Below are 22,019 nucleotides of genomic sequence, written 5' to 3'. Positions count from 1 at the left end.
CAGGGGGGATCACATGGATCTGGGACTACAAGGAAAACGCGCGCTGGTCTGTGCCAGCAGTAAGGGCTTGGGGCTGGGCTGCGCCGAGGCGCTGGCCGCCGAGGGTGTCGATTTGGTGATGAACGCACGTGGGCCTGACGCGCTGGAGGCGCAGGCCGACCGGTTGCGCGCCGAACATGGCGTCGAGGTGCAGACCGTGGCTTGCGACGTGACCACGCCCGAAGGCCAGGCGCAGGTGATTGAGGCCGCGCAGGGCGTTGATATCCTTGTGACAAACGCCGGTGGTCCGCCGCCGGGCCTGTGGTCCGACTGGGATCGCGAGGATTTCATCAAGGCGCTGGATGCCAACATGCTGACGCCGATAGCCTTCATGAAGGCGCTGTTGCCGTCGATGATGGACAAGGGTTGGGGCCGGGTGGTCAACATCACCTCGCAATCCGTGCGGGCGCCGATCGCGGTGCTGGGCCTGTCGAACGCGGCGCGTACCGGGCTGACCGGCTATGTGGCCGGAACCGCGCGGCAGGTGGCGCCCTACGGCGTGACCATCAACAACCTATTGCCCGGCATTCATGCCACCGACAGGGCGGACTCGCTAGATGCCGGGGTTTCGGCGCAGAAGGGCATCTCGCTGGACGAGGCACGGGCCGAGCGCGCGGCGACCATTCCAGCGCGGCGCTATGGCACGCGGCTGGAATTCGGCGCGACCTGCGCGTTTCTGTGCTCGCAACATGCCGGGTTCATCGTGGGGCAGAACATCCTGCTGGATGGCGGCGCGACCAACCTGACGATGTGACCGTGGCGCAGGGGTTTTCGCTGAAGGATCAGCTGTTCAACGCGGAAAAGACCCGTTACATGGCCGGCCTGTTCGCGCAGGCCGACCCCGGGTTTGACGGAGAGGCGTTCCAAGCGCGGGTCATGTCGCGCCTGCCGGAGCTAGAGCTGAAGCAGCGGATCGCGTGGATTGCCGATTGTTTGCAGACGGCCTTTCCCGGCGCGCTGCCCGACGTGGCCCCGGTGATCCTGCGGGCCTTGCCGCCGCCTCTGGACCCGTCCCTGAGTGATGACGATTTCGGTGACTTCATCTTTGCCCCATTGGGCGAGTGGGTGGCGCAGGTCGGCGCGGACCATCCCGACGTGGCGCTGGATGTGCTTGCAGAGATCACTCAGCGATTTTCGATGGAATGGGCGATCCGGCCCTTTCTGAACAGCCATCCCGATCTGGTGCTGGACCGGATGCAGGACTGGTGCGGACATTCCAGCTATCACGTCCGGCGGCTGGTCTCCGAAGGCACGCGCCCACGGCTGCCTTGGGGGCAGGCGGTCGGGCTGGACCTGACGGACCCGTTGCCGCTGCTGGATCGGTTGCACTCGGATCCGACGCGCTATGTCACGCGGTCGGTGGCGAACCATCTCAACGACATCACAAAGAAAGACCCTGACCTGGCGCTGGACCGCCTGAAGGCGTGGCATGCCTCGGGTGCGCAGGAGGCCGGCGAGATGCGGTGGATCACCGCACATGCGCTGCGCGGGCTGGTCAAGTCCGGCCATGGCGGGGCGTTGGCGCTGCTGGGCTATGATCCGGACGCCCCGCTGGAGGTGGGCGTTGCGGTGATTGGTGAGGCCCGCATCGGCGGGGTTCTGGAGTTTGCCGTCTCGGTTTCAGGCCCCGATGATCATCCGGTCTTGATTGACTATATCGTTCATTTTCAGCGACCTGGCGGGAAAATCTCCCCCAAGGTTCACAAGCTCAAGCAAGCCAATCTTTCAGATGGCTGCCTGCGGCTGAACAAGCGGCACAAACTCAAGGGCGACGCGACCACGTTTCGGCTGGTTCCGGGGCCGCATCGGCTTGAGCTTCAGGTCAACGGCAAGGTCCGCGCGGGAGTGTCGTTCGAGCTGCTGGCCTAGGCCTCTCTTGCGCCCGATGGGCGGGGTTGTTATCCCGGCGCAAGCCCGATGAATTTGATCGGAAAAAGGCAATTGGGGTCCGTCGGTGGCAATCAACACAGCTCCTCCGCGATTGGAAATCCGCAATCTGGTCTGTCGGTTCGGCGGGCGCACGGTGGTGGATGATGTCTCGCTGACCGTTCAGGCGGGGCAGGTGACCTGTCTGCTGGGCCCGTCGGGCTGCGGCAAATCCACTACGTTGCGGATGATTGCCGGCGTCGAAATGCAGGACTCGGGCGAAATCTACGTCGATGGCAAGTTGGTCTGTGACACGGTGTTCAGGGTGCCGCCGGAACGTCGCGAGATCGGACTGATGTTCCAGGATTTCGCTTTGTTTCCGCACCTCAGCGTGGCCGACAACGTGGCTTTTGGCCTGAAGGGGGCCAAAGAGCAAAAACGGGAACGTGTCGAAGAGTTGCTGAGAAAGGTCGACCTGATCCGCCATATCGACGGGTTTCCGCATCAACTGTCAGGGGGCGAGCAGCAGCGGGTCGCGCTGGCCCGAGCGTTGGCGCCGCGTCCGCGGATCATGCTGATGGACGAGCCGTTTTCCGGCCTCGACAACCGTCTGCGCGACGGCATCCGCGACGAGACCCTCGCCATCCTGAAGGAAGAGGACGCCGCCGTGCTGCTGGTCACGCACGAGCCCGAAGAAGCGATGCGCATGGCCGACGAGATTGCACTGATGCGCCGCGGCAAGATCGTGCAGCAGGGCGCGCCCTACAATGTCTACACCCGACCCGTAGACAAGGCTGCCGTGGCATTTTTTAGTGATGTCAATGTGTTGCAGTCCCAGGTGAATGGAGCATTGGCGCAAACGCCATTTGGTCAATTCCTGGCGCCGGGCGTTCCCGATGGCACGGACGTCGAAATCGTTTTCCGCCCTCAGCATGTGCGGCTGGACTTTGATCGCAATGGCAAGGGACCGCTGCCGACGGCGACCGATGGTGTTGCGGCCCGCGGCGTGGTCGAGCGCGCTCGCTTTCTGGGCAACGAAAGCCTGATCGAGTTTCGGATGGACTATGACGGCTCGATCCTCAAGGCGACCGTTCCGAACGTGTTCGTGCCCAATCCGGGCCGGGTGATGTGGTTGACCATCCGGCGGGATCGCTGCTTCGTTTTTCCAGCCTAGACGCCGCAACCGGTCGATTTCCCGGCGAGTGGTGCGCGAATGCCGCAGAATGCGCCGGGGCATCGCTTGCCGCATCCTTTGGGGCCGTCTATCAAGGGCGAAACGCTGGGGCAAAGGCAGGCAATGCGCATACTTCTGACAAATGACGACGGGATCAACGCCCCAGGCCTGATCGCGCTCGAGGCGATTGCTGCGGATGTGGCCGGCCCGGATGGTGAGGTCTGGATCGTGGCTCCGGCTTTCGAACAGTCAGGGGTCGGGCATTGCATCAGCTATACCCATCCCATGATGGTGGCCAAACTGGGCGAGCGTCGTTACGCGGCCGAAGGGTCGCCGGCCGATTGCGTACTGGCCGGGCTTCATGACGTGATGAAGGACGCGCGACCTGATCTGGTTCTTTCAGGCGTGAACCGGGGCAACAATTCGGCCGAGAACACTTTGTACTCAGGCACGATCGGCGGCGCGATGGAGGCCGCACTTCAGGGCATTCCGGCGATCGCCTTGTCGCAGTACTTTGGCCCGCGCAATCTTGGGCTGGACGACCCGTTCGAGGCCGCCACACGGTTCGGAGCGGACCTGGTACGACGCATCCTTGAGGCCGATCCGCCCGCGCAGGAAGACTACCGCCTGTTTTACAACGTGAATTTCCCTCCGGTGCCTGCCGATGAAGTTCTTGGTACCCGCGTCGTGCGTCAGGGATTCCGACGCGACACGCATTTTGGGGTGGAACCGCACAGCTCGCCCTCGGGCCGCCGTTTCCTGTGGATCAAGGGGGGCTATCAGCACAACCCGACGACTCCGGGAACGGATGCTGCGGCGAACCTGGACGGCTATATCTCGGTCACGCCGATGCGGGCCGACCTGACCGCCGATGATGCGCTGGAGGCGTTGAAGACGATCGAATGACCGGACTGGACCCCGAAACCAAGATGCAGTTCCTGTTCGCCCTGCGGTCTCGCGGGGTGACGGATGCGCGTGTTCTGGACGCGATGGAGCAGATCGACCGCGGCAAGTTCGTGCGCGGCCTGTTCGCCGAGCGTGCCTACGAGGACACGCCGCTGCCGATTGCATGCGGCCAGACGATCAGCCAGCCCTCGGTCGTAGGTCTGATGACGCAGGCGCTGCAGGTCACGCCGCGCGACAAGGTGCTCGAGGTGGGGACGGGTTCGGGGTATCAGGCTGCGGTGCTGTCCAAGCTGGCGCGGCGGGTCTACACCGTGGAACGCCACAAGCGTCTGGTACGCGAAACCGGAGAGCTGTTTCGAGAGTTGGGGCTGACGAATATCACGGCGATGCTGTCGGATGGATCTTTCGGGTTGCCCGAACAGGCTCCTTTTGACCGCATCATCGTCACCGCCGCGGCCGAGGACCCGCCGGGCCCGCTCTTGGCGCAGCTCAAAATCGGCGGTATCATGGTCTTGCCCGTTGGGCAGTCGGATGCGGTTCAGACCCTGATACGGGTCACCAGAACCGAGACCGGGCTGGAATATGACGAACTGTTGCCTGTTCGGTTCGTGCCCTTGCTGGAAGGGCTTGGAAAGGACGAGGCGTAACGTAGGTTTAGGAATTGGGCGCCAGAACCCCGGCAAACAGGGGCAGGTGTTGAGGACAGTGATATGAGAGCAGTTTCCAAGTCAGTCTTGGGTCGTGGAACAACGGCGATGGTTGCCGCGCTGGTGCTTGCCGGTTGCGAAGGCCCGCTGGATTACGACCTGCGCGGTCAGGTCGGCGGTTTTTCGACCACTCCGGCCGCACAATCAGCCACCACGAACCGGCCGGCGCCGGACAGCCGTGGCGTGATCACCTATCCGACATATCAGGTTGCCGTCGCGCAACGGGGTGACAACGTCGCCGCCGTGGCTGCGCGGGTTGGTCTGCCCGAGGCCGAGCTGGCCCGGTTCAACGGTCTCAAGCCCACCGACCAGCTGCGCGAGGGCGAAGTACTGGCCTTGCCACGGTCCGTCGGCGCCGGAGCGGGGAATGTCGATATCGCCTCGATCGCCACGACCGCGATTGATCAGGCGCCGGATACGGGCGGCGTGCGGGTCACGAACCTTGAGCCGGCCAAACCGGCGCCCGTCACCTCGACGGACGAGCCGATCCGGCACAAGGTCAAGCGGGGTGAGACGGCCTATACCATTTCGCGCCTGTATCAGGTTCCGGTCGATGCGCTGGCTGAATGGAACGGTTTGGGTTCGGACTTCGCCGTGCGCGAAGGTCAGTTTCTGCTGATCCCCGTCAAGAATCAGGCTGCACCGCGCCAGGCTGCCGCCGCAGCGCCCACGGCGACCACTGAACCGGGGCAGGGATCGCCCACCCCGACGCCGCCCAGTGCAACGCAGCCGCTGCCGGACGAAAAAGTTGCGCCGTTGACGCCCGCTCCGGACGTGACGGCCGAGGCCCCGACGAATTCCAGCTCGTCAGCCTTGGCTCTGCCGGTAACTGGCAAGATCATTCGCCCGTATGCCAAGGGCAAGAACGAAGGGATCGACATCGCCGGTTCGCCCGGCGCATCGGTCAAGGCGGCCGAAGCCGGTACCGTGGCGGCCATTACGGCGGATGCGGATCAGATCCCGATCATCGTCGTCAAGCACACCAACGATTTGCTGACGGTCTACGCGAATGTTGAGAACATCTCGGTCAAGAAAGGCGACCGGGTCAGCCGCGGCCAAAGCATTGCCAAGCTGCGCGGGGGTGAGAACGCCTATGTGCATTTCGAAGTGCGCAAAGGGTTCGAGTCCGTCGACCCCGAAACCTATCTGCGCTGAGGGTCTGAGCGCCGTTCCAAGTGGCCTTGGGTGAAAAACGGGATCAGTCGGTCGGGTTGTAGTCAGCCAGCCGCTTTCCGGGCTCGTCGGCAAAGATCTCGGGCAGGGGCGTGACGCTTTCGATCAGGTCGATGCGGAACACGCGGAAGGCGTCGCGCAGCTCGCACCAGGCGGTCAGGGTCCAGACCCGGCCCCAGTATTCCATGTGCAGGGGGCGGATCGTGCGTTCGGTCAGGGTTCCGTCGATGCGCCGGTAGGTCAGTCGCAGTTTCTGGCGCGATTTGATGGCCGCCCGGATCGGCGCCATATGCGCCAGCCCGCGCGCTGCATCGGCAAAGGGGTAGACGGCGAATTTCCAGGCATCGGCCTCGGCCACCACCTGGGTGGGCAGTACCGCGTCGATCTTGGCGGCCAGCGCCTCGGCGGCGGCCTTCAGGTCGGGGTCGGCGGCCTCGGCCACGATCGCCATGCCGAGGTTCAGGGCCTCAAGCTCGGCCGGGGTGAGGTTCAGCGGGGGCAGGGTGATCTGCTCGCGCACCATGTACCCCACGCCGCGTTCGCCCTCGACCGGGACGCCCGACGCCACCAGCGTGTCCATGTCGCGATAGATGGTGCGGACCGAAACCTCGAGCCGGTCCGCGATGTCCTGCGCGCGGTGCAGTTTGCCGTCGCGCAGGATCTGGATGATGTCGAACAGGCGGTCAGTGCGGCGCATGACACGCCGTCCGGACCGCGATCAGGCGGTCATGTTCCATAGCACTTTCTCGTGACGCATCTGGATGCTGGCGGGGTCGATGGCCGCCATCAGACCGGCGGCAAAATCCTGCTGCGGGAACTGCGCGGCGGCGTCCTGAGCGGCCTTCATGTCGGTCCAGATGACATAATCGGTCCAGCTGCCATCCTCGCCCAGGCTCAGCTGTCGGTGGGCAAAGCCCGGGGCCGCGCGCACGAAGGCCTCGGTCGTCTGGCTGAGCCTGACGAACTCTTCCGGCGTGGTGCCATCAGCGAGGGTGAAGGTGACGATTTCAGCAACATGGGTCATGTGAGTCTCCGTTGACCAGGTTTCGATGCCCTGTTCCTAGTCGCCTACAACTGACATAAACCTGTCAGTTGGAAATTGCCAGCCTGCAAAAACCACGTGAGCAGCACGGAATTGAACGCGGATTTGACATGCGTCACTTTTTTCGACGGCCCGGTGGGCGTAGACAGGCTTCCAGATCACATTCCCGGCGCGGCGCGCCGACGTAGAAGGAGAAGAGACATGCTCAACAATATCGGCCTTCCCGGCCTGCTGCTGATCGCCGTCGTGGTGCTGGTGCTGTTCGGCCGCGGCAAGATCAGCTCGTTGATGGGTGAAGTGGGCAAGGGCATCACCGCATTCAAGAAAGGCGTCAAGGACGGTACCGAAGAGATCGAACAGGACGCGTCCGAGCTGGCCAAGGATGTCACGCCCGAGTCCGACAAAGACAAGGTCTAATCGCCCATGTTTGATCTGGGCTGGACCGAGCTTCTGGTCATCGGCATCGTTGCCCTGATCGTCGTGGGGCCCAAGGACCTGCCGGTTCTGTTCCGCAATGTCGGACGGTTCGTCGGCAAGGCCCGCGGCATGGCGCGCGAGTTCTCAAGCGCCATGAACGAGGCGGCCGACCAGGCGGGCGTGAATGACATAAAGAAAGGACTGGACGCGGCCACCAACCCGGTGGGCAGTGCGATGGACGGCGTCAAGCAGGCGGCCCAGGACATGGCCAAGAGCATGGACCCGACCAAGTTCGACCCCGACAGCGAAACCGGCAAACTGGCCGCTGAGCGCGCCGAGCAGGCCAAGAAGATCCAGGCCTCAACCGCCCGTGCGGCTGCCGAGCGCAAAGCGAAAGAAGCCGCCGAGGCCCTGGCCAAGGCCGAAGAGGCCGAAGCCGCGCTGAGAACCGAAGGCAAGACATGAGCAAGACCGACGAGATCGAAGATACCTCGGCCCCCCTGATCGAGCATCTGGCCGAGCTGCGCACGCGGCTGATCCACAGCGTCGTGGCATTTTTGATCGGTATGATCATCTGTTTCACGGTAGCCACGCCGATCTTCAACTTTCTGACCCAGCCCCTGTGCGATGTTCTGTCCGAGCGGGGACAGGACTGCGACCTGATCTTCATTTCGCCGCAGGAGGGCTTCTTCGTGGCGATCAAGGTCTCGCTCTTGGGTGGGTTCATTCTGGCCTTTCCGTATATCGGTATGCAGATGTGGCGGTTCGTGGCGCCGGGGCTCTATCGATCCGAGAAGAACGCCTTCCTGCCGTTCCTGCTGGCCTCGCCCTTCATGTTCCTGCTGGGCGCGAGCTTTGCCTTTTACGTGGTCACGCCGCTGGCCTATGACTTCTTCCTTGGGTTCCAGCAATTCGGGGCCGAGGGTGAGGCCTTAGCGGATGGTGCCACTGCGCCGCTGAGCGTGGTTTTCCAGGGTTCGGCACAGGAATACCTGAACCTGACGATCAAGTTCATCGTGGCCTTTGGCCTGTGTTTCCAGCTGCCGGTTCTGTTGACCCTGATGGGCAAGGCCGGGCTGGTCAGCGCCGAAGGTTTGGGCGCGGTGCGCAAATATGCCGTGGTGGGCATTCTGGTTCTGGCCGCCATCGTGACCCCGCCGGACGTGATCACCCAGATCATCCTGTTCGTCGTGGTCTATGGCCTGTACGAGATTTCGATCTTCCTAGTGGCCCGGGTCGAGAGAAAGCGCGAAGAACAGCTGCGGGCCGAAGGCTACTATGACGATGAAGAAGCCGCCGATGATGCGATGATGGACGAGTTTGACGCAGAAGACGGCAAATAAACCCGAGCAGTAAATGGGGAAGGGCGTGCCTTGGCGGGTGCGCCCTTTCTTCATGCGGGTCTTGTTGGCGGCCCGTGAACGTGGTTGAAATCGGCCGCAAGACTTCGGAGGACCCATGGACGACCAAGCCCTGAACCGCATCGCCGACGCCTTGGAGCGCATGGCCCCGGCGCCGTTGGCCGCGCCCGATTTCTCGGTCGCGCCCGCCTTTGTCTGGCACATCGGGCCCGACCGGCTTGAGCCGGTGCACAATGTCAACCGCGTCGATCTGGATCTGCTAGTGGGCATCAACCGGTCGCGCGATACGCTGCTGGACAACACGCGCCGCTTCGCTGCCGGGTACAAGTCCAACAACGCGCTGTTGTGGGGTGCCCGCGGCATGGGCAAGTCCAGCTTGGTCAAGGCGGTGCACGGCACCCTTCAGCCCGAGTTTCCCGACCTGAAGCTGGTTGAGCTGCAGCGCGAGGACATGGGCTCGGTCGCGCGGTTGCTGAACCACCTGCGCGCCGCACCTTACCGGTTCATCCTGTTCTGTGATGACCTGTCGTTCAGCCATGACGACCAGCACTACAAGTCGCTGAAGGCCGTGTTGGATGGCGGGATCGAGGGCCGGCCCGAAAACGTGGTGTTCTATGCCACGTCGAACCGCCGCCACCTGATGCCGCGCGACATGATCGAGAACGAACGCTCAAGCGCGATCAACCCGTCCGAGGCGGTCGAGGAAAAGGTTTCGCTGTCCGACCGGTTCGGCCTGTGGCTGGGGTTCCACCCCTGCGATCAGGACGAATACCTTGCGATGATCGACCGGTATTGCGCGGCTTATGGCGTCAGCGTCGATGCCGACGTTCTGCGGGCCGAGGCGATCGAATGGCAGGCCACGCGCGGCGCGCGTTCGGGCCGCGTGGCGTGGCAGTTCTTTGTCGATCTGGCGGGCCGAAAGGGCGTTCACATCGAATGAAAACGGCGCCCGCTTGGGGCGCCGCAACATCTTTCCCGTCGATCTGACCGAAAGGTCTCAGCCCAGCATGGACAGCAGGCGCGCTGCCTCGTCCGAGGGGCTGGCCAGCTTCGAGCGGTCCTCACCGGGGAAGAAACGCGCGCGCAGGGCTGTGGCCATCGGCCTGGGCTGCAACACATGAACCTTCGGCCCGGTGCGCACGGTTTCGGCGGCCCAGCTGCGCGCCATGGCGATCTGCGCGGCCTTGGTTGCGCCGTAGGTGGCGCAGAACTTCTCGCCGGCACGCGGGTCGTCAAAGAATACGGCCTGTCCAGCCTCACCCAGCAAGGGCGCGACATAGGGGATCAGCACCGAAGTTGCCGAGGCGTTCACGTCCACGGACTTTTGCCAATCCTTGGGGTCGATGAAATTTGCGGGCGTCAGCGGTGCGGTGTGGATGGCCGTATGCAGCCACAGGTCCAGCTTGCCCCAGCGGTCATGGATGCCCCGGCACAGCGTGGCCATGGCATTGGGGTCGGCGATGTCCATCGGCGCCAGGGTGGCCGCGCCCCCTTTGGCCTTGATGCGGTCATCCAGGTCTTCCAGCCCGCCGGTGGTGCGGGCAACGGCGACGATGTGATACTCGGGCGCCAGCGCCTCGGCCAGAGCGGCACCAAGGCCGCGCGACGCGCCGGTGACAAGTGCGATTTTGATCTGATCGGTCATGCGCGGGGTTTGAACCCAAGCGCGCAGCCCGTCAAGCCCGGATCAGCTTCCGGGGATGGCGATGCGCTGGGTCCGGCCGCTTTGTCGCAGCATGATGCCGTCTTTGTCGATGGCCACGATCGTGCCCGAACCAAAGCGGCTGCCTGTCTTGACCTCTTTCACCCGTCCAGACGATGAGCGCATCAGGGCGCGCATGTCGTTCTGCGGGCCAAAGACGCCCAAGACGGTCGTACCATTCTTGCTGAGCGCGCCCTTTTGGGTGGCCGCGCTGTCGACTCTGGGATTTGCCATGTGAACTGGCCGGCCCGGTGGCCCGGCCTCCGTGTGATTGCGTGAGTGAGCAGCCGGTTGGCTAGCAGAGCCAAAGGGGAAGGAAAAGCCGATGCAGCAGGTTTCGGCCATGTTTCGCCACGCCGATCCGGCCCATGAAAAAAGGGGCCCTGCGGCCCCTTTGAGAAGTCTCTGAATTCCGGCCTTATTCGGCCGCCGGTTGCATCTTGAACCCTTGTTCAACCATGTCCGCCGGAGTGACGGGATACTCGCCCGAGAAGCATGCATCGCAGTATTGCGGGCAGTCCTTGCTGCGGCCCTGCGATTCGCCGACCGCCCGGTACAGCCCGTCCAGCGAGATGAACTTGAGGCTGTCGACCGCCAGATGCTTGGTCATTTCTTCCTCGGTCATCGTGGCGGCCAGCAGCTTTTCGCGCTGTGGGGTGTCCACGCCGTAGAAACAGGGCCAGGCCGTGGGCGGCGAGGCGATGCGGAAATGCACCTCTTTCGCGCCGGCATCCAGGATCATTTCCTTGATCTTGCGGCTGGTCGTGCCGCGCACGACCGAGTCGTCGACCAGTATCACCCGCTTGCCCTCGATCAGGGCGCGGTTCACGTTCAGCTTGAGCCGCACGCCCATGTTGCGGATCTGTTCGGTGGGTTCGATGAAGGTGCGGCCCATGTATTGGTTGCGGATGATCCCCATCGCATAGGGGATGCCCGACTCCAGCGAGTAGCCAATGGCCGCGGGCGTGCCGCTGTCGGGCACGGGGCAGACCAGATCCGCCTCGACGGGGCTTTCCTTGGCCAGCTCGCGCCCGATGGCTTCGCGTGTCTCATAGACCGAGCGTCCACCCAGAATCGAGTCTGGGCGCGAGAAGTAGACATGCTCGAAGATACAGAACTTGCTGGGTTGCCGGCGGAACGGGAAGTGGCTCTCAACACCGTTCTGGGCATTGATCACAACCATTTCACCGGGCTCGATCTCGCGCAGGAATTCGGCACCGATGATGTCCAGGGCACAAGTCTCCGAGGCCAGGCACCAGCCATCGCCGATTTTGCCCAATACCAGCGGGCGCACACCCAGAGGATCGCGGACGCCGATCAGCTTCGTCCGGGTCATGGCGACCACCGAGAAGGCGCCCTCGACCCGGCGCAGTGCGTCTTCCATCCGTTCCGGGATGTTGCGCTGTAGCGAGCGCGCCATCAGGTGGATGATGCATTCGCTGTCGGACGAGCTTTGGAAGATCGAGCCGCGCTCGATCAGCTCGCGCCGCAGGGCGTTGGCGTTCGTGATGTTGCCATTGTGCGCAATCGCGGCGCCGCCCATCGAAAACTCGCCGAAGAATGGCTGTACGTCACGGATGGCGGTCTGGCCCTTGGACCCGGCCGTGGAATAGCGCACATGGCCGATCCCGATCGGCCCGGGCAGGCTTTCCATCACGTCGGACGAGGTGAAATTGTCGCGCACATAGCCAAATCGACGGGCCGAGTTGAAGCCGAGTTCAGGATCATGGGTGACGATCCCGCCGGCTTCCTGCCCGCGGTGCTGCAGGGCATGCAGACCAAGAGCAACGAAATTGGCGGCATCCTTGACGCCGACGACCCCGAAAATCCCGCATTCCTCGCGGAGCTTGTCATCATCGAACGGGTGGGCGGGGGGCATCTGCGGGCTATGCAAGACAGGCAGCTCCGATTCCATGGCGAGTTGGCCCTCACATAATGCCTAATGCCCCCCATGTCACCAAAGGATCATAATTCGTTTTGCCGCAGGCCGGGTTTCTGGTTTGATGGGGCCGCGAACATGAGTGTTTCCCGTGTTTTGAACGCGCTGCGTGGAATGATGCCGGCAGCATTTGACCGAGGGCAAAACAGGTATGTGGCAGGGACGACCGGGCCAGAAAAAGGACGAGCACGTCAAGCGCCGGTGCCATCGGTGCCGCGGAATGGGACGTGCACCTTGCCAGATATGCAATGGCAAAGGCGAAGTCCTGAAGGGTCGAGATCACTTGGGCAAGCCTCAGTTCAGCCGGTGTGACGGATGCTTTGGCCTGAAAACCAACCGCTGCTCGGTTTGTGGGGGCGAAGGGTTCGTCTGACCCTCTGGCAAAAAACAAGCCCGGCTGGCCGCCGGGCTGCTTCGTTTTGCTTGGCTGGTAGCTGTTACTGGCCCTGAGAATCCGCTGTGCAGGATGCAACGAGTTCTTCGTACTGGGTGGTCACCCAACCCAGGGCGGCCTCGGGGTTCTGCTCTTCGATCCTGTCGCTGAACTGCTCGAATACCTTGGCCGAGCGGCTTTCGTCGACGATCGTGTAGGACTGGCCGGTCATCACGGTGTCGTAGACAAAGAAGGCGATGGCAACCAGCAGAATGCCGCGCGCTATGCCGAAGAAGAAACCCAGCGCCTGATCCAGCCCGCCCAGCGCCGAGCGCTGTACCAGTGACGAGAACAACGGGGTGAAGATGCTGACCACGATCAGCGCAATGGCAAACACTGCGGCAAAGCCCGTAATCACCGACAATTCGCAGCTGTCACGCAAGAAGTCTCCGACCACCGGGATTTCCTTGACCAGCGGCACGGCTTGCGGTGCAAAGATGAAGGCCAGAACTGCGGCGGCAACCCAACCTGCAATGGCCATGACCTCGCGCATGAAGCCGCGCGAATAGGCCAGAATCCCCGACAGCACGATGATCAGGGCAACGAGCCCGTCAATTATTGTAAAACCTTCCATGGCCCTCGCCTGTTCTTTTTCTGCCCCTCGAGGCGCGACTTTAACCTGCTCCGAAGGTTTCGCCAACAAACCCGACCAAATCAGAGGGTCGGGTGAGTGTCAGACCTGCCACAGTACCGGTTTTGCCGCCTGCCGGAGCAATTGCTGCTGTGAAACCAAGTTTTTGCGCTTCTTTCAACCTGTTTTCGGTCTGCGGCGCTGGTCTAAGTGCCCCGGATAGCGAGATTTCTCCGAAAACCACGGTGTCGGCGGGCAGGGCGGTGTCCTCGCGCGCGCTCAGCAGGGCGGCGGCCACTGCGAGGTCGGCTGCGGGCTCGCTGATCTTCAGGCCCCCGGCCACGTTCAGGTAAACGTCGAGCCCGGCAAAGGGGATGCCGCAGCGCGCTTCGAGCACGGCGAGGATCATCGCAAGCCGTCCGCTGTCCCAGCCGACGACCGTGCGGCGGGGCTGTGAATGGGGCGAGGGCGCGACCAGCGCCTGCAGTTCGACCAGAACCGGCCGCGTGCCCTCGATGCCTGCGAAAACCGCCGAGCCGGGGCTGGGTGTGCCGCGTTCCGACAGGAACAGGGCCGAAGGGTTGGTGACCTGTACCAGACCCTTGCCCGTCATCTCGAACACGCCGATCTCGTCGGCGGGGCCAAAGCGGTTCTTGACCGCGCGCAGGATGCGGAATTGGTGGCCGCGCTCGCCCTCGAAATAGAGGACGGTATCGACCATGTGTTCGACCACGCGGGGGCCGGCGATCTGGCCTTCCTTGGTGACATGGCCGACCATGATGATGGACACGCCGTGGCGCTTGGCAAAGCTGGTCAGCTCGTGCGCGGCGGCGCGGACCTGACTGACTGATCCCGGTGCGCTATCGACATTGTCCGCCCACATGGTCTGGATCGAGTCGATGATGGCAAGGCCGGGTTTCTCGGCCTCGAGCGTGGTGAGAATGTCGCGAAGGTTGGTCTCGGCCGCCAGTTGCACCGGCGCGTCCTCGAGCCCCAGACGGCGCGCGCGCATGCGAACCTGGGCGCTGGCTTCCTCGCCCGAGACATAGATGGTTTTCAGGCCCGACCGGGCAAAGCGCGCGGCGGCCTGCAACAGCAGGGTGGATTTGCCGATGCCCGGATCGCCGCCCACCAGCAGGGCCGAGGCAGGGACCAGTCCGCCGCCCAGGACACGGTCCAGTTCTTCGACACCGCAGACTGTGCGGGGCGGCGGGGCCTCCTCGGTGGAGAGGTCTGTCAGGGTGACGGCCTGGCCGCGTTTGCCGCCCAGCGATTTCTTGGCCGGGCCTGCCGACAATGGGGCCTCTTGAACTATGGTGTTCCACTCGCCACAGCCGTCGCAGCGGCCGGACCAGCGGGAATGCGAGGCGCCACAGGCCGAGCAGGTGAAAGTCGTCGTCTTTGCCATGGCGCAATTCGTGCCCGAGCTTGCGCGGTTCTTCAAGCCCTTCCGGTGTTCAACCCGGACTGACGGGCCGCGGCGTCAGGCCCGGGAGGGCCATCCTTCGCGGCTGATGCTGCCGCATCTGGTGAGTGAGTGGCTATTCGGCGGCGCGGGGCGGGGGCATGGCGATGACGCTCGATGCGGTCGGGTCGCTGTCGTCCGGCGGTGTCTGCAACTGGGCTGACAGCTCGGGCAAAAGCTCGAACAATTCCTCGCGCAGGCGGGCCAGTTGCGCCTTGGCGATGGACTCCTCGATCTCGATGTCGCGGGTCCATTGGCGCAATTCATGCTGTATGGTCTGGGCGTCTTCGATCCGTTGCTGGAACAGTTCGATCTCTTCCTGCCGCTGTTGCAGGAACGCCCGCGCTCGGGCGACTTTGGCCGCGCCATAGGTTTCGGCCAGTTCGTGGCTGACCTGGCTCATCTGTGCAGCCAGTTCCAGGATCTCGGGCTCCAGCGATTGCAGGTCGGGGTGATCACGCAGGAAGGCCATGCGTTCCTTGACCGCGTCAAACTCCGAGGCCAGCGCGAACACACCGCTGCGGTCGGCCGCATGTGCGATCTGGTAGGCATCGACCACGTCCTGCATCTGCAGCGAGAACTTCCGATGCGCGTTTTCCAACGCCATCATGCGCGCGCTGGAGGGCAGATAGAAGGCAAGCATCAGAACCAGAGCGGTCAGGCCGATCTGGATGTAGACGCCGGCGTTCGGAATGTCCTGCCCGCCCAATCCAGCCTGCATCGTCAGCCAAGGCCAGACATTCACGGCGGCAAGCATGGTGGCGGACACGGCAAATAGGGCGGCGGCGCAGATCAGGAAAAAAGTCAGTCGCAGGAATACGTTCTGGAAATGAATTGAAATCGAATGGAGGGCGGCCATGGCAGTCCTACTCCTTTTGAAACCGGCAAAACCGGGCCCGGGCGGAGTATCCATCAAACGTGCAAGACGGTCCGCGTCGGACCCTGAAACAAAAATGACTTGGCTGCTCGAATACTGGCCATCATAGCCAGAAATGCGTTTTCAATCAATCAGGTCCGGAGGTTTCGTGAACCAAGTTTCACTTCGGTAACGTATCCCAGCGCGATCGACGCAAGGATGCAGCCGGTGAAAAGGTACAGGCCCCACGCTGTTTCGATCGTTGCGTATGAGATGCCCTTGGCCAAGGTGATGTAGAGCGCGATGAGGAAGATATCGGCCATGGCCAGCTTGCCCATGATGTTCAGCGCGGGTTGGACACGCGGGTCCAGCAGGTCCCATTGGACCAGCGCGGTTCCGATGGTTTTGATGTACGGCGCAAACAGGGCAAAGACGGTGACGACCAGCGCGAGGAAGATGTCGGATTTCCAGAGGGATTGGAGGCCGGTGATGACGCTGATCTCGCTGAGGCCGAAGATCGGCAGCAGGCCCGCGCGCATCAGTGGGGCGAACCACGCGATGGGGTAGAGGATCAGCAGCGAGAGGGTGGCGAGGCGGAGGGTCATTATGCTTATATCGTAGGGTTTATGGACGACGCTTTCTTCGACTGAATGATGTGATAACGTGTACAAGTGAAGTCATGTAAAGTCATTCGGCAAGGAGATAATTTCTATGCCCGCCTATTTGGCGTTCAAGTCGGTGGTTGATCCTTCCGATTGCGATTTCCTTGGGCACATGAATGTATCCAGGTATTTTGCAGCATGTTCAGATTCCGTTTTCGCCATGCAGGCCGAAATGGGCTTGACGGCAGACGATATGCGGAGCGGTAGGCGGCTTTCCTTCGCAGTGGTGAATATCAACAGCGACTTCCGGCAGGAACTTGGTTCAGGCGAAGCGATCCAAATGGAGAGCGAAATTCTGGAAATTGGAAAGAAATCCATGACTTTCCGCCACACGCTTAGAAAAGTAGCGGACGGTGAAACGGCTTTCATCGCTGTGTTTAAATGTGTTTTGCTGAACTTGGAAACACGCCGGGCTGAGGTGTTGCCCGGTGATGTTTCAGAAAAAGCGAAACTGTGGATGGATGTAGAATAGACCTACCGCACCGCCTCGATCGGTCCCTCGGCACTCCCACTGATGAACTGCTCGACGAAAGGATCACCCGAGGAATCCATCTGGCTGACCGGGCCGGTCCACTGGATCACCCCGTCATGCAGCATCGCCACGTTGTCAGCAATCGCGCGGACCGAGCTCATGTCGTGGGTGATGGTCATCGCGGTGGCGCCCATTTCGGTCACGATCTCGCGGATCAGGTCGTTGATGACGCCCGACATAATCGGGTCCAGGCCGGTGGTGGGTTCGTCGAAAAAGATGATCTCGGGCTCGGCGGCGATGGCGCGGGCCAGACCCACGCGTTTCTGCATGCCGCCCGACAGCTCGGAGGGATACAGATCTGCCACCTTGGCGCGCAGGCCCACGCGGCGCAGTTTCTCGATCGCGATTTCACGTGCCTCGTCCGTCGGTCGTTTCAGCGAGCCGCGCAGCAGGCGGAAGGCCACGTTCTGCCAGACGGGCAGCGAGTCAAACAGGGCCGCGCCTTGAAACAGCATACCGAACCTGGCCAGAAAGGCGTCTCGGTCGCCGGTCCGGGCGTCCTGCCCATCGACAAAAATCTTGCCGCTGTCGGGTTTGATCAGGCCAAGGATGCATTTCAGCGCCACGGATTTTCCGGTGCCCGAACCACCGATGATCACCATGGACGTGCCTTTGGCAATCTCGAGGTTCATGCCCCTGAGAACATGGTTGTCGCCGAAGGCCTTGTGTACGTTCTCCATTCGGATCATAGCGAGAAGAACACCCCCGTGAGAACGAAGTTGGCGGCAAGGATCAGGACTGCGGCGGCCTCGACCGAGCCCTTGGTTGCGCGGCCCACGCCTTGCGCGCCGCGTCCCGAATGCATGCCGAAATAGCAGCCCATGATGGCCGCGATCATGCCGAACGCCGCCCCTTTGACCAGCGAGGACAGGATGTCGAGCGGCTCGAGGAAATCGACCGTGTTTTTCAGATAGGCCGCCGGGTTGAAGCCGAGGTTCTGCGTCGCCACGGCATAGCCGCCTGCAATGCCGATGATGTCGCCCACGGCAACCAGAACAGGCACGGTGATCAATGCGGCCAGAACGCGTGGGGCCGCCAGGTATTTCATCGGGTGGGTCGACAGGGTGACCAGGGCGTCGATCTGCTCGGTCACCTTCATTGTGGCGATCTCGGCGGCGATCGACGAGGTGACGCGCGCCGCAATCATCAGGCCGACCATGACAGGGCCCAATTCGCGGACCATGCCGATCGCCACGATCTGGGGCACGACGGCCTCGGCGTTGAAACGCGCGCCGCCGGCGTAGATCTGAAGCGCCAGCGCGCCGCCGGTGAAAATGGTCGTCAGGCCTACGACCGGCAGCGAGAGCCAGCCGATGTTCAGCAGGGCCATGCCCAGCTCACGCGGGTAGAACGGCGGTCGAAAGATGTGTGACAGAGCATCCGACGCAAACAGCGCCACGCGGCCGAACGCCGCCAGCAGGTTCAGGACCGCGCGGCCCAGTTCGCCAAGCCATGCGAGTGGATTCATTCGACATAGCCCCGCGAATAGCGGTTGCCGAGTGAGGTCAGGATCTCGTACCCGATGGTGCCCGCGGCCTCGGCCAGGTCGTCCACCGTCTGATGGCCGTTCAGAATGCGCAGACGTTCGGGTGTGTGCGGCAGGTCTGTCACGTCGACGGTGATCAGATCCATCGAGATGCGTCCGACGACGGGGCACGGCAGGTCGCCGGCAAACGTGTCGATGCCGCCACCGATGGCGCGGTGCAGCCCGTCGGCATAGCCCGCTGCCACGGTTGCGATACGCGAGGGGCGTCGGGCCTTCCACGTGTTGCCGTAGCCGACGGTTTCTCCGACTGCCAGATCGCGCACCTGTATCACCGGCAGATCGACGGTGACCACAGGTTTGGCGCCCGCAAAAGGCAAGCCGCCATACAGGCCGATGCCGGGGCGACAGAAATCAAAGTGGAATTCGGGCCCCAGCAGCAGGCCACCGGTGGCCGCCAACGAACGCGGAGCCGATACGCCATCGGTCATCTCGCGGAAGGTTTTCAGCTGTTGCCGGTTCATGGGATGGTCCGGTTCGTCCGAACAGGCTAGGTGCGACATGACCACGACAGGGTTCAGCGCCTCGGTCCGGCTGCGCAGAGCGGCCCAGTCGGAAGGCTCCAGCCCGAGGCGGTTCATGCCACTGTCCAACTGAATCCCGAACGGATGGACCGGCAGCGCCTGCAGGTGGCGTTGGAATTGCTCGGGCGAGTTGATCAGCGGCACAAGGTCGTGATCGCGCAACAGGTCGGCGTCGCCCTCCATATGGCCTGAAAAGACGCAGATCAGCGGGCCGGGGCCAATCGCCTGACGGACGGCTGCACCTTCCTCGGCAACGGCGACAAAGAACTTGCGGACGCCTTCTTCGGCCAGCGTGTTGGCAACTGGTCCGGCGCCCAGACCATAGGCGTCGGCCTTGACCACGGCTCCGGTCTCGACATCGGTTTTTGCGTCCAGCGCCCGCCAGTTACTGGCCAGCGCATGAAGGTTGATCGTCAAACGTGCGGTACTCATGACCCGTTCATGACATTGCGCCGCACGAGGTCAAGGGGGAATGCGCTGCAAACGCGCGTAAAGTCCTTGCCATGGGCGGCTTGTAGCCGGGTTGCGCAGGTCCGTGCGGGCTTGAACGCGGGCAAGACAGCCTGCCAGCATTGTCCGCCTATCCGGGCCAAAACCGTTGGCTGATCCAGATCGTTCATCCGGCGCATTGGGCCGCGGCACATGGATTCGGGCCTGATGGGCTTAGTAGCCTTCGATCTGGCCACCCTGCTGCCAGGGTTTGACAAGGTTGCCAAATCGGGTGAACTGCGCCTCGAAGGACAGCTCGACCGTGCCGATGGGGCCGTGGCGCTGCTTGCCGACGATGACTTCGGCCTTGCCGTGCAGGCGCTCCATCGCCTGCTTCCACTCTTCCATCTTCTCCAGCTCGTGATCGCCGGGCTTTTCGCGCTCTTTGTAGTATTCCTCGCGGAACACGAACATCACCACGTCGGCGTCCTGCTCGATCGAGCCGGATTCGCGCAGGTCGGACAGCTGCGGGCGCTTGTCGTCGCGGTTTTCCACCTGACGCGACAACTGCGACAGGGCGATGACGGGAATATTAAGCTCTTTCGCGATGGCCTTCATGCCCATCGAGATCTCGGCGATCTCGTTCACGCGGTTGTCGGACATGCCGCGGCACAGCTGCAGATAGTCGATGACCAGCAGGTCCAGCCCATGCGTCCGCTTGAGCCGCCGCGCCCGGGCCGCCAATTGTGAGATCGGTAGAGCCGGTGTGTCGTCGATGTAAAGCGGACAGGCTTCCAGCGCTTTGGCCGCATCGACGAAACGGCGGAACTCGTCCTCGGTCATGTCGCCTTGACGGATCTTGTGGCTGGAAATTTCGGACGCCTCGGCCAGAACCCGTCCGGCCAGCTGCTCGGCGCTCATTTCCAGCGAGAAGAATCCGACGACGCCGCCGTCCACCGCACCCTCGGTGCCATCGGCGCGCTGACCCCGCTTATAGGCTTTGGCCACGTTGAACGCGATGTTGGTCGCCAGCGAGGTCTTACCCATCGACGGACGCCCGGCAAGGATGATCAGGTCCGACGGGTGCAACCCGCCCAGCTGTTTGTCCAGATCGACCAGCCCGGTCGCAATCCCGGCCATGCCGCCGCCGCGCTGATAGGCCTCGTTGGTGACATTCACCGCCTCGGTCACGGCCTTGAGGAAGGATTTGAACCCCTGTTCGGTCTGGCCCTGTTCGGACAGCTTGTAGAGCTTTTGCTCGGCCTCGACGATCTGTTCCTTGGGCTCACTGGCCACTTCGACCCGCGCGGCCTTGTCCGAGATGTCGCGACCAAGCCGGATCAGTTCGCGCCGGATCGCCAGATCATAGATCATCTGGGCATAGTCATGCACGGCGAAGGCGCTGATCGAGGCCCCGGCCAGCTTGACCAGATAGGCCGGGCCGCCGAGTTCCTTCAAACCCTCGTCCTCGGCCATGAAGGATTTCAGCGTCACCGGCGATGCCAGCGCGTTCTTGGCGATGCGCGCGGCGGCGACCTCATAGATGCGGGCATGGACCGGGTCATAGAAATGCTCGGGCCCGATGATCGAGGCGACCCGGTCATACAGGTCGTTGTTGGTCAGGATCGCGCCCAGAAGCTGCTGTTCGGCCTCGATGGAATGCGGCATGGTCTCGGCGTTCTGAATCTGCGCCGCTGCCTGCTCGATACTGCTGATCTCGTTCATTGCTGCTCTCGCTGTCCCCATGGGACAAAGGTCATATCGCGGCCCCGTGAGTCGGGGCAAATTGTATGTTTTCTGGGGATATGCTGTGCATATCTTCCGCTCCTGCATCTTGCCGCAGGGATCGGTCATTCGTCAACATCTTGTGGATAGGCAGCCAGGCTGACGGCCAGTGTTTCCTGGCCGGCAACAATGGCTCGACAGTCAGCTCTTGTTGGCGTCCTGCCAGCCGCGCGGGTCGTTCAGGAAGGCTTCGACCCCGTCCAACGTTTCCGCGTCGAACGTGCCTTGCGCCTTGGCCTCGGCCAGAACATCCCACCAGGTGCACAGGTGGTGCAACTGCACGCCATGATCGCCCAGCGTCTTTTCGGTTTCGGGGAAGATGCCATAGTAGAAGATCACCGCCGTATGCCCGCAGGTGGCGCCGGTTTCGCGGATCGCGTCCACGAAGGAAAGTTTCGAGCCGCCGTCGGTGGTCAGGTCCTCGACCAGCAGCACGCGCTGGCCTTCGGTCATGGCCCCTTCGATCCGGGCGTTGCGACCATAGCCCTTGGGTTTTTTGCGCACATAGGTCATCGGCAGGGCCATGCGCTCGGCCACCATCGCGGCGAAGGGAATGCCCGCGGTTTCACCGCCGGCGATGTTGTCGAAGGCTTCGAAGCCGGCATTCCGCATGACGGTGACCGTCAGGAAGTCCATCAGGGTCGACCGGATGCGCGGGTACGAGATCAACTTGCGGCAATCGATATAGGTGGGGCTGGGCAGGCCACTGGCCAGCGTGAAGGGCTCGCGCGCGTTGAAATGCACCGCCTTGATTTCCAGCAGCATCCGCGCGGTCAGGCGGGCGATTTCCGTGCTGTCGGGAAAGGAACTGGGGATCATGGCGGGACCTCGGTGCTGAAATGACGTTGCGGGCTGATAGCCTGCCGACCGGTCCGATGTCGAGAGGGGTTGGC

General features: G+C 62.9%; 25 protein-coding genes. 11 read left to right on the top strand and 14 right to left on the bottom strand.

What is annotated here, in order from left to right:
• Positions 1-13: 13 nt before the first annotated feature.
• From K3752_RS09385 to K3752_RS09360, 6 genes are all read left to right on the top strand, one after another.
• Complete coding sequence (locus tag K3752_RS09385) at positions 14-793, top strand: SDR family oxidoreductase (RefSeq protein WP_170599621.1); 780 nt, start codon at positions 14-16, stop codon at positions 791-793.
• Between the two features lie 2 nt (positions 794-795).
• Positions 796-1,908 carry a hypothetical protein gene (locus K3752_RS09380; RefSeq protein ID WP_260066288.1) on the top strand — a complete coding sequence of 371 codons (1,113 nt, stop codon included), beginning with the start codon at positions 796-798 and terminating at the stop codon, positions 1,906-1,908.
• Positions 1,909-1,993: 85 nt separating this feature from the next.
• A complete protein-coding gene (locus K3752_RS09375) occupies positions 1,994-3,079 on the top strand; it encodes an ABC transporter ATP-binding protein (protein WP_170338320.1) in 1,086 nt (361 codons plus the stop codon).
• A 123-nt stretch (positions 3,080-3,202) separates the two neighbouring features.
• A complete protein-coding gene (gene surE, locus K3752_RS09370; protein WP_260063086.1) occupies positions 3,203-3,985 on the top strand; it encodes a 5'/3'-nucleotidase SurE in 783 nt (260 codons plus the stop codon).
• Positions 3,982-4,632: a protein-L-isoaspartate(D-aspartate) O-methyltransferase gene (locus K3752_RS09365; protein WP_170338827.1), complete on the top strand. Its 651-nt coding sequence runs from the start codon at positions 3,982-3,984 to the stop codon at positions 4,630-4,632. Before surE ends, K3752_RS09365 begins: the two co-directional genes overlap by 4 nt.
• Positions 4,633-4,695: 63 nt before the next feature.
• Entirely contained in the window at positions 4,696-5,847 is a 1,152-nt protein-coding gene (locus K3752_RS09360; protein ID WP_170338325.1) for a M23 family metallopeptidase, read from the top strand.
• A gap of 43 nt (positions 5,848-5,890) precedes the next feature.
• On the opposite strand, the gene K3752_RS09355 is transcribed toward K3752_RS09360, so the two are convergent.
• Positions 5,891-6,562, bottom strand: a complete 672-nt coding sequence (locus K3752_RS09355; RefSeq protein ID WP_260063085.1) for a YafY family protein — start codon at positions 6,560-6,562, stop codon at positions 5,891-5,893.
• A 21-nt stretch (positions 6,563-6,583) separates the two neighbouring features.
• A complete protein-coding gene (locus K3752_RS09350) occupies positions 6,584-6,889 on the bottom strand; it encodes a hypothetical protein (protein WP_260063084.1) in 306 nt (101 codons plus the stop codon).
• A gap of 219 nt (positions 6,890-7,108) precedes the next feature.
• Between K3752_RS09350 and K3752_RS09345 the strand changes: the two genes are divergently transcribed.
• From K3752_RS09345 to K3752_RS09330, 4 genes are all read left to right on the top strand, one after another.
• Positions 7,109-7,324, top strand: a complete 216-nt coding sequence (locus K3752_RS09345; protein ID WP_170338833.1) for a twin-arginine translocase TatA/TatE family subunit — start codon at positions 7,109-7,111, stop codon at positions 7,322-7,324.
• Positions 7,325-7,330: 6 nt separating this feature from the next.
• The gene (gene tatB / locus K3752_RS09340) at positions 7,331-7,789 is read left to right on the top strand and encodes a Sec-independent protein translocase protein TatB (protein WP_170358981.1); all 459 of its coding nucleotides are present in this window, start codon (positions 7,331-7,333) and stop codon (positions 7,787-7,789) included.
• A complete protein-coding gene (tatC, locus tag K3752_RS09335) occupies positions 7,786-8,667 on the top strand; it encodes a twin-arginine translocase subunit TatC (RefSeq protein ID WP_170390335.1) in 882 nt (293 codons plus the stop codon). The genes tatB and tatC overlap by 4 nt, the downstream gene beginning before the upstream one ends.
• Positions 8,668-8,782: 115 nt before the next feature.
• Positions 8,783-9,625, top strand: a complete 843-nt coding sequence (locus K3752_RS09330; RefSeq protein WP_260063083.1) for an ATP-binding protein — start codon at positions 8,783-8,785, stop codon at positions 9,623-9,625.
• Between the two features lie 57 nt (positions 9,626-9,682).
• Here K3752_RS09330 and K3752_RS09325 read toward each other — a convergent pair whose 3' ends face one another.
• The 7 genes from K3752_RS09325 to K3752_RS09295 all read right to left on the bottom strand — a co-directional run bounded on the left by K3752_RS09325 (position 9,683) and on the right by K3752_RS09295 (position 16,256).
• A complete protein-coding gene (locus tag K3752_RS09325; protein WP_170390334.1) occupies positions 9,683-10,330 on the bottom strand; it encodes an SDR family oxidoreductase in 648 nt (215 codons plus the stop codon).
• Between the two features lie 42 nt (positions 10,331-10,372).
• Positions 10,373-10,621, bottom strand: a complete 249-nt coding sequence (locus K3752_RS09320; protein WP_093962257.1) for a hypothetical protein — start codon at positions 10,619-10,621, stop codon at positions 10,373-10,375.
• A gap of 184 nt (positions 10,622-10,805) precedes the next feature.
• On the bottom strand, positions 10,806-12,266 hold the full coding sequence (purF, locus tag K3752_RS09315; protein WP_093962976.1) for an amidophosphoribosyltransferase: 1,461 nt from the start codon (positions 12,264-12,266) through the stop codon (positions 10,806-10,808).
• 497 nt (positions 12,267-12,763) lie between these two features.
• Positions 12,764-13,333 (bottom strand): CvpA family protein, encoded by a 570-nt coding sequence (locus K3752_RS09310; protein ID WP_093962256.1) that lies wholly within the window; start codon positions 13,331-13,333, stop codon positions 12,764-12,766.
• Between the two features lie 40 nt (positions 13,334-13,373).
• On the bottom strand, positions 13,374-14,738 hold the full coding sequence (radA, locus tag K3752_RS09305; protein WP_260063082.1) for a DNA repair protein RadA: 1,365 nt from the start codon (positions 14,736-14,738) through the stop codon (positions 13,374-13,376).
• Positions 14,739-14,871: 133 nt separating this feature from the next.
• The gene (locus K3752_RS09300; protein ID WP_260063081.1) at positions 14,872-15,654 is read right to left on the bottom strand and encodes a DNA repair protein; all 783 of its coding nucleotides are present in this window, start codon (positions 15,652-15,654) and stop codon (positions 14,872-14,874) included.
• A 149-nt stretch (positions 15,655-15,803) separates the two neighbouring features.
• Complete coding sequence (locus tag K3752_RS09295) at positions 15,804-16,256, bottom strand: paraquat-inducible protein A (protein WP_170338849.1); 453 nt, start codon at positions 16,254-16,256, stop codon at positions 15,804-15,806.
• Between the two features lie 106 nt (positions 16,257-16,362).
• Here K3752_RS09295 and K3752_RS09290 point away from each other — a divergent pair, with 106 nt between their 5' ends.
• Entirely contained in the window at positions 16,363-16,785 is a 423-nt protein-coding gene (locus K3752_RS09290; protein ID WP_170338348.1) for a thioesterase family protein, read from the top strand.
• Positions 16,786-16,787: 2 nt separating this feature from the next.
• Here K3752_RS09290 and K3752_RS09285 read toward each other — a convergent pair whose 3' ends face one another.
• The 5 genes from K3752_RS09285 to K3752_RS09265 form a co-directional block, all read right to left on the bottom strand.
• Positions 16,788-17,534, bottom strand: coding sequence for an ABC transporter ATP-binding protein (locus tag K3752_RS09285; protein WP_170338350.1), 747 nt, complete (start codon positions 17,532-17,534; stop codon positions 16,788-16,790).
• A complete protein-coding gene (locus tag K3752_RS09280; RefSeq protein ID WP_260063080.1) occupies positions 17,531-18,313 on the bottom strand; it encodes an ABC transporter permease in 783 nt (260 codons plus the stop codon). Before K3752_RS09280 ends, K3752_RS09285 begins: the two co-directional genes overlap by 4 nt.
• On the bottom strand, positions 18,310-19,344 hold the full coding sequence (alr, locus tag K3752_RS09275) for an alanine racemase (RefSeq protein WP_260063079.1): 1,035 nt from the start codon (positions 19,342-19,344) through the stop codon (positions 18,310-18,312). The genes K3752_RS09280 and alr overlap by 4 nt, the downstream gene beginning before the upstream one ends.
• 231 nt (positions 19,345-19,575) lie before the next feature.
• Positions 19,576-21,066: a replicative DNA helicase gene (locus K3752_RS09270; RefSeq protein ID WP_260063078.1), complete on the bottom strand. Its 1,491-nt coding sequence runs from the start codon at positions 21,064-21,066 to the stop codon at positions 19,576-19,578.
• A 201-nt stretch (positions 21,067-21,267) separates the two neighbouring features.
• Positions 21,268-21,945, bottom strand: a complete 678-nt coding sequence (locus K3752_RS09265; RefSeq protein WP_170390327.1) for an orotate phosphoribosyltransferase — start codon at positions 21,943-21,945, stop codon at positions 21,268-21,270.
• Between the last annotated feature and the right edge of the window lie 74 nt (positions 21,946-22,019).

This window comes from Ruegeria sp. B32, from assembly GCF_025141855.1.
Classification (GTDB): domain Bacteria; phylum Pseudomonadota; class Alphaproteobacteria; order Rhodobacterales; family Rhodobacteraceae; genus Ruegeria; species Ruegeria arenilitoris.
Note: the sequence above shows the minus strand (reverse complement) of the source record. Positions and strands in the feature narration are given on the sequence as shown.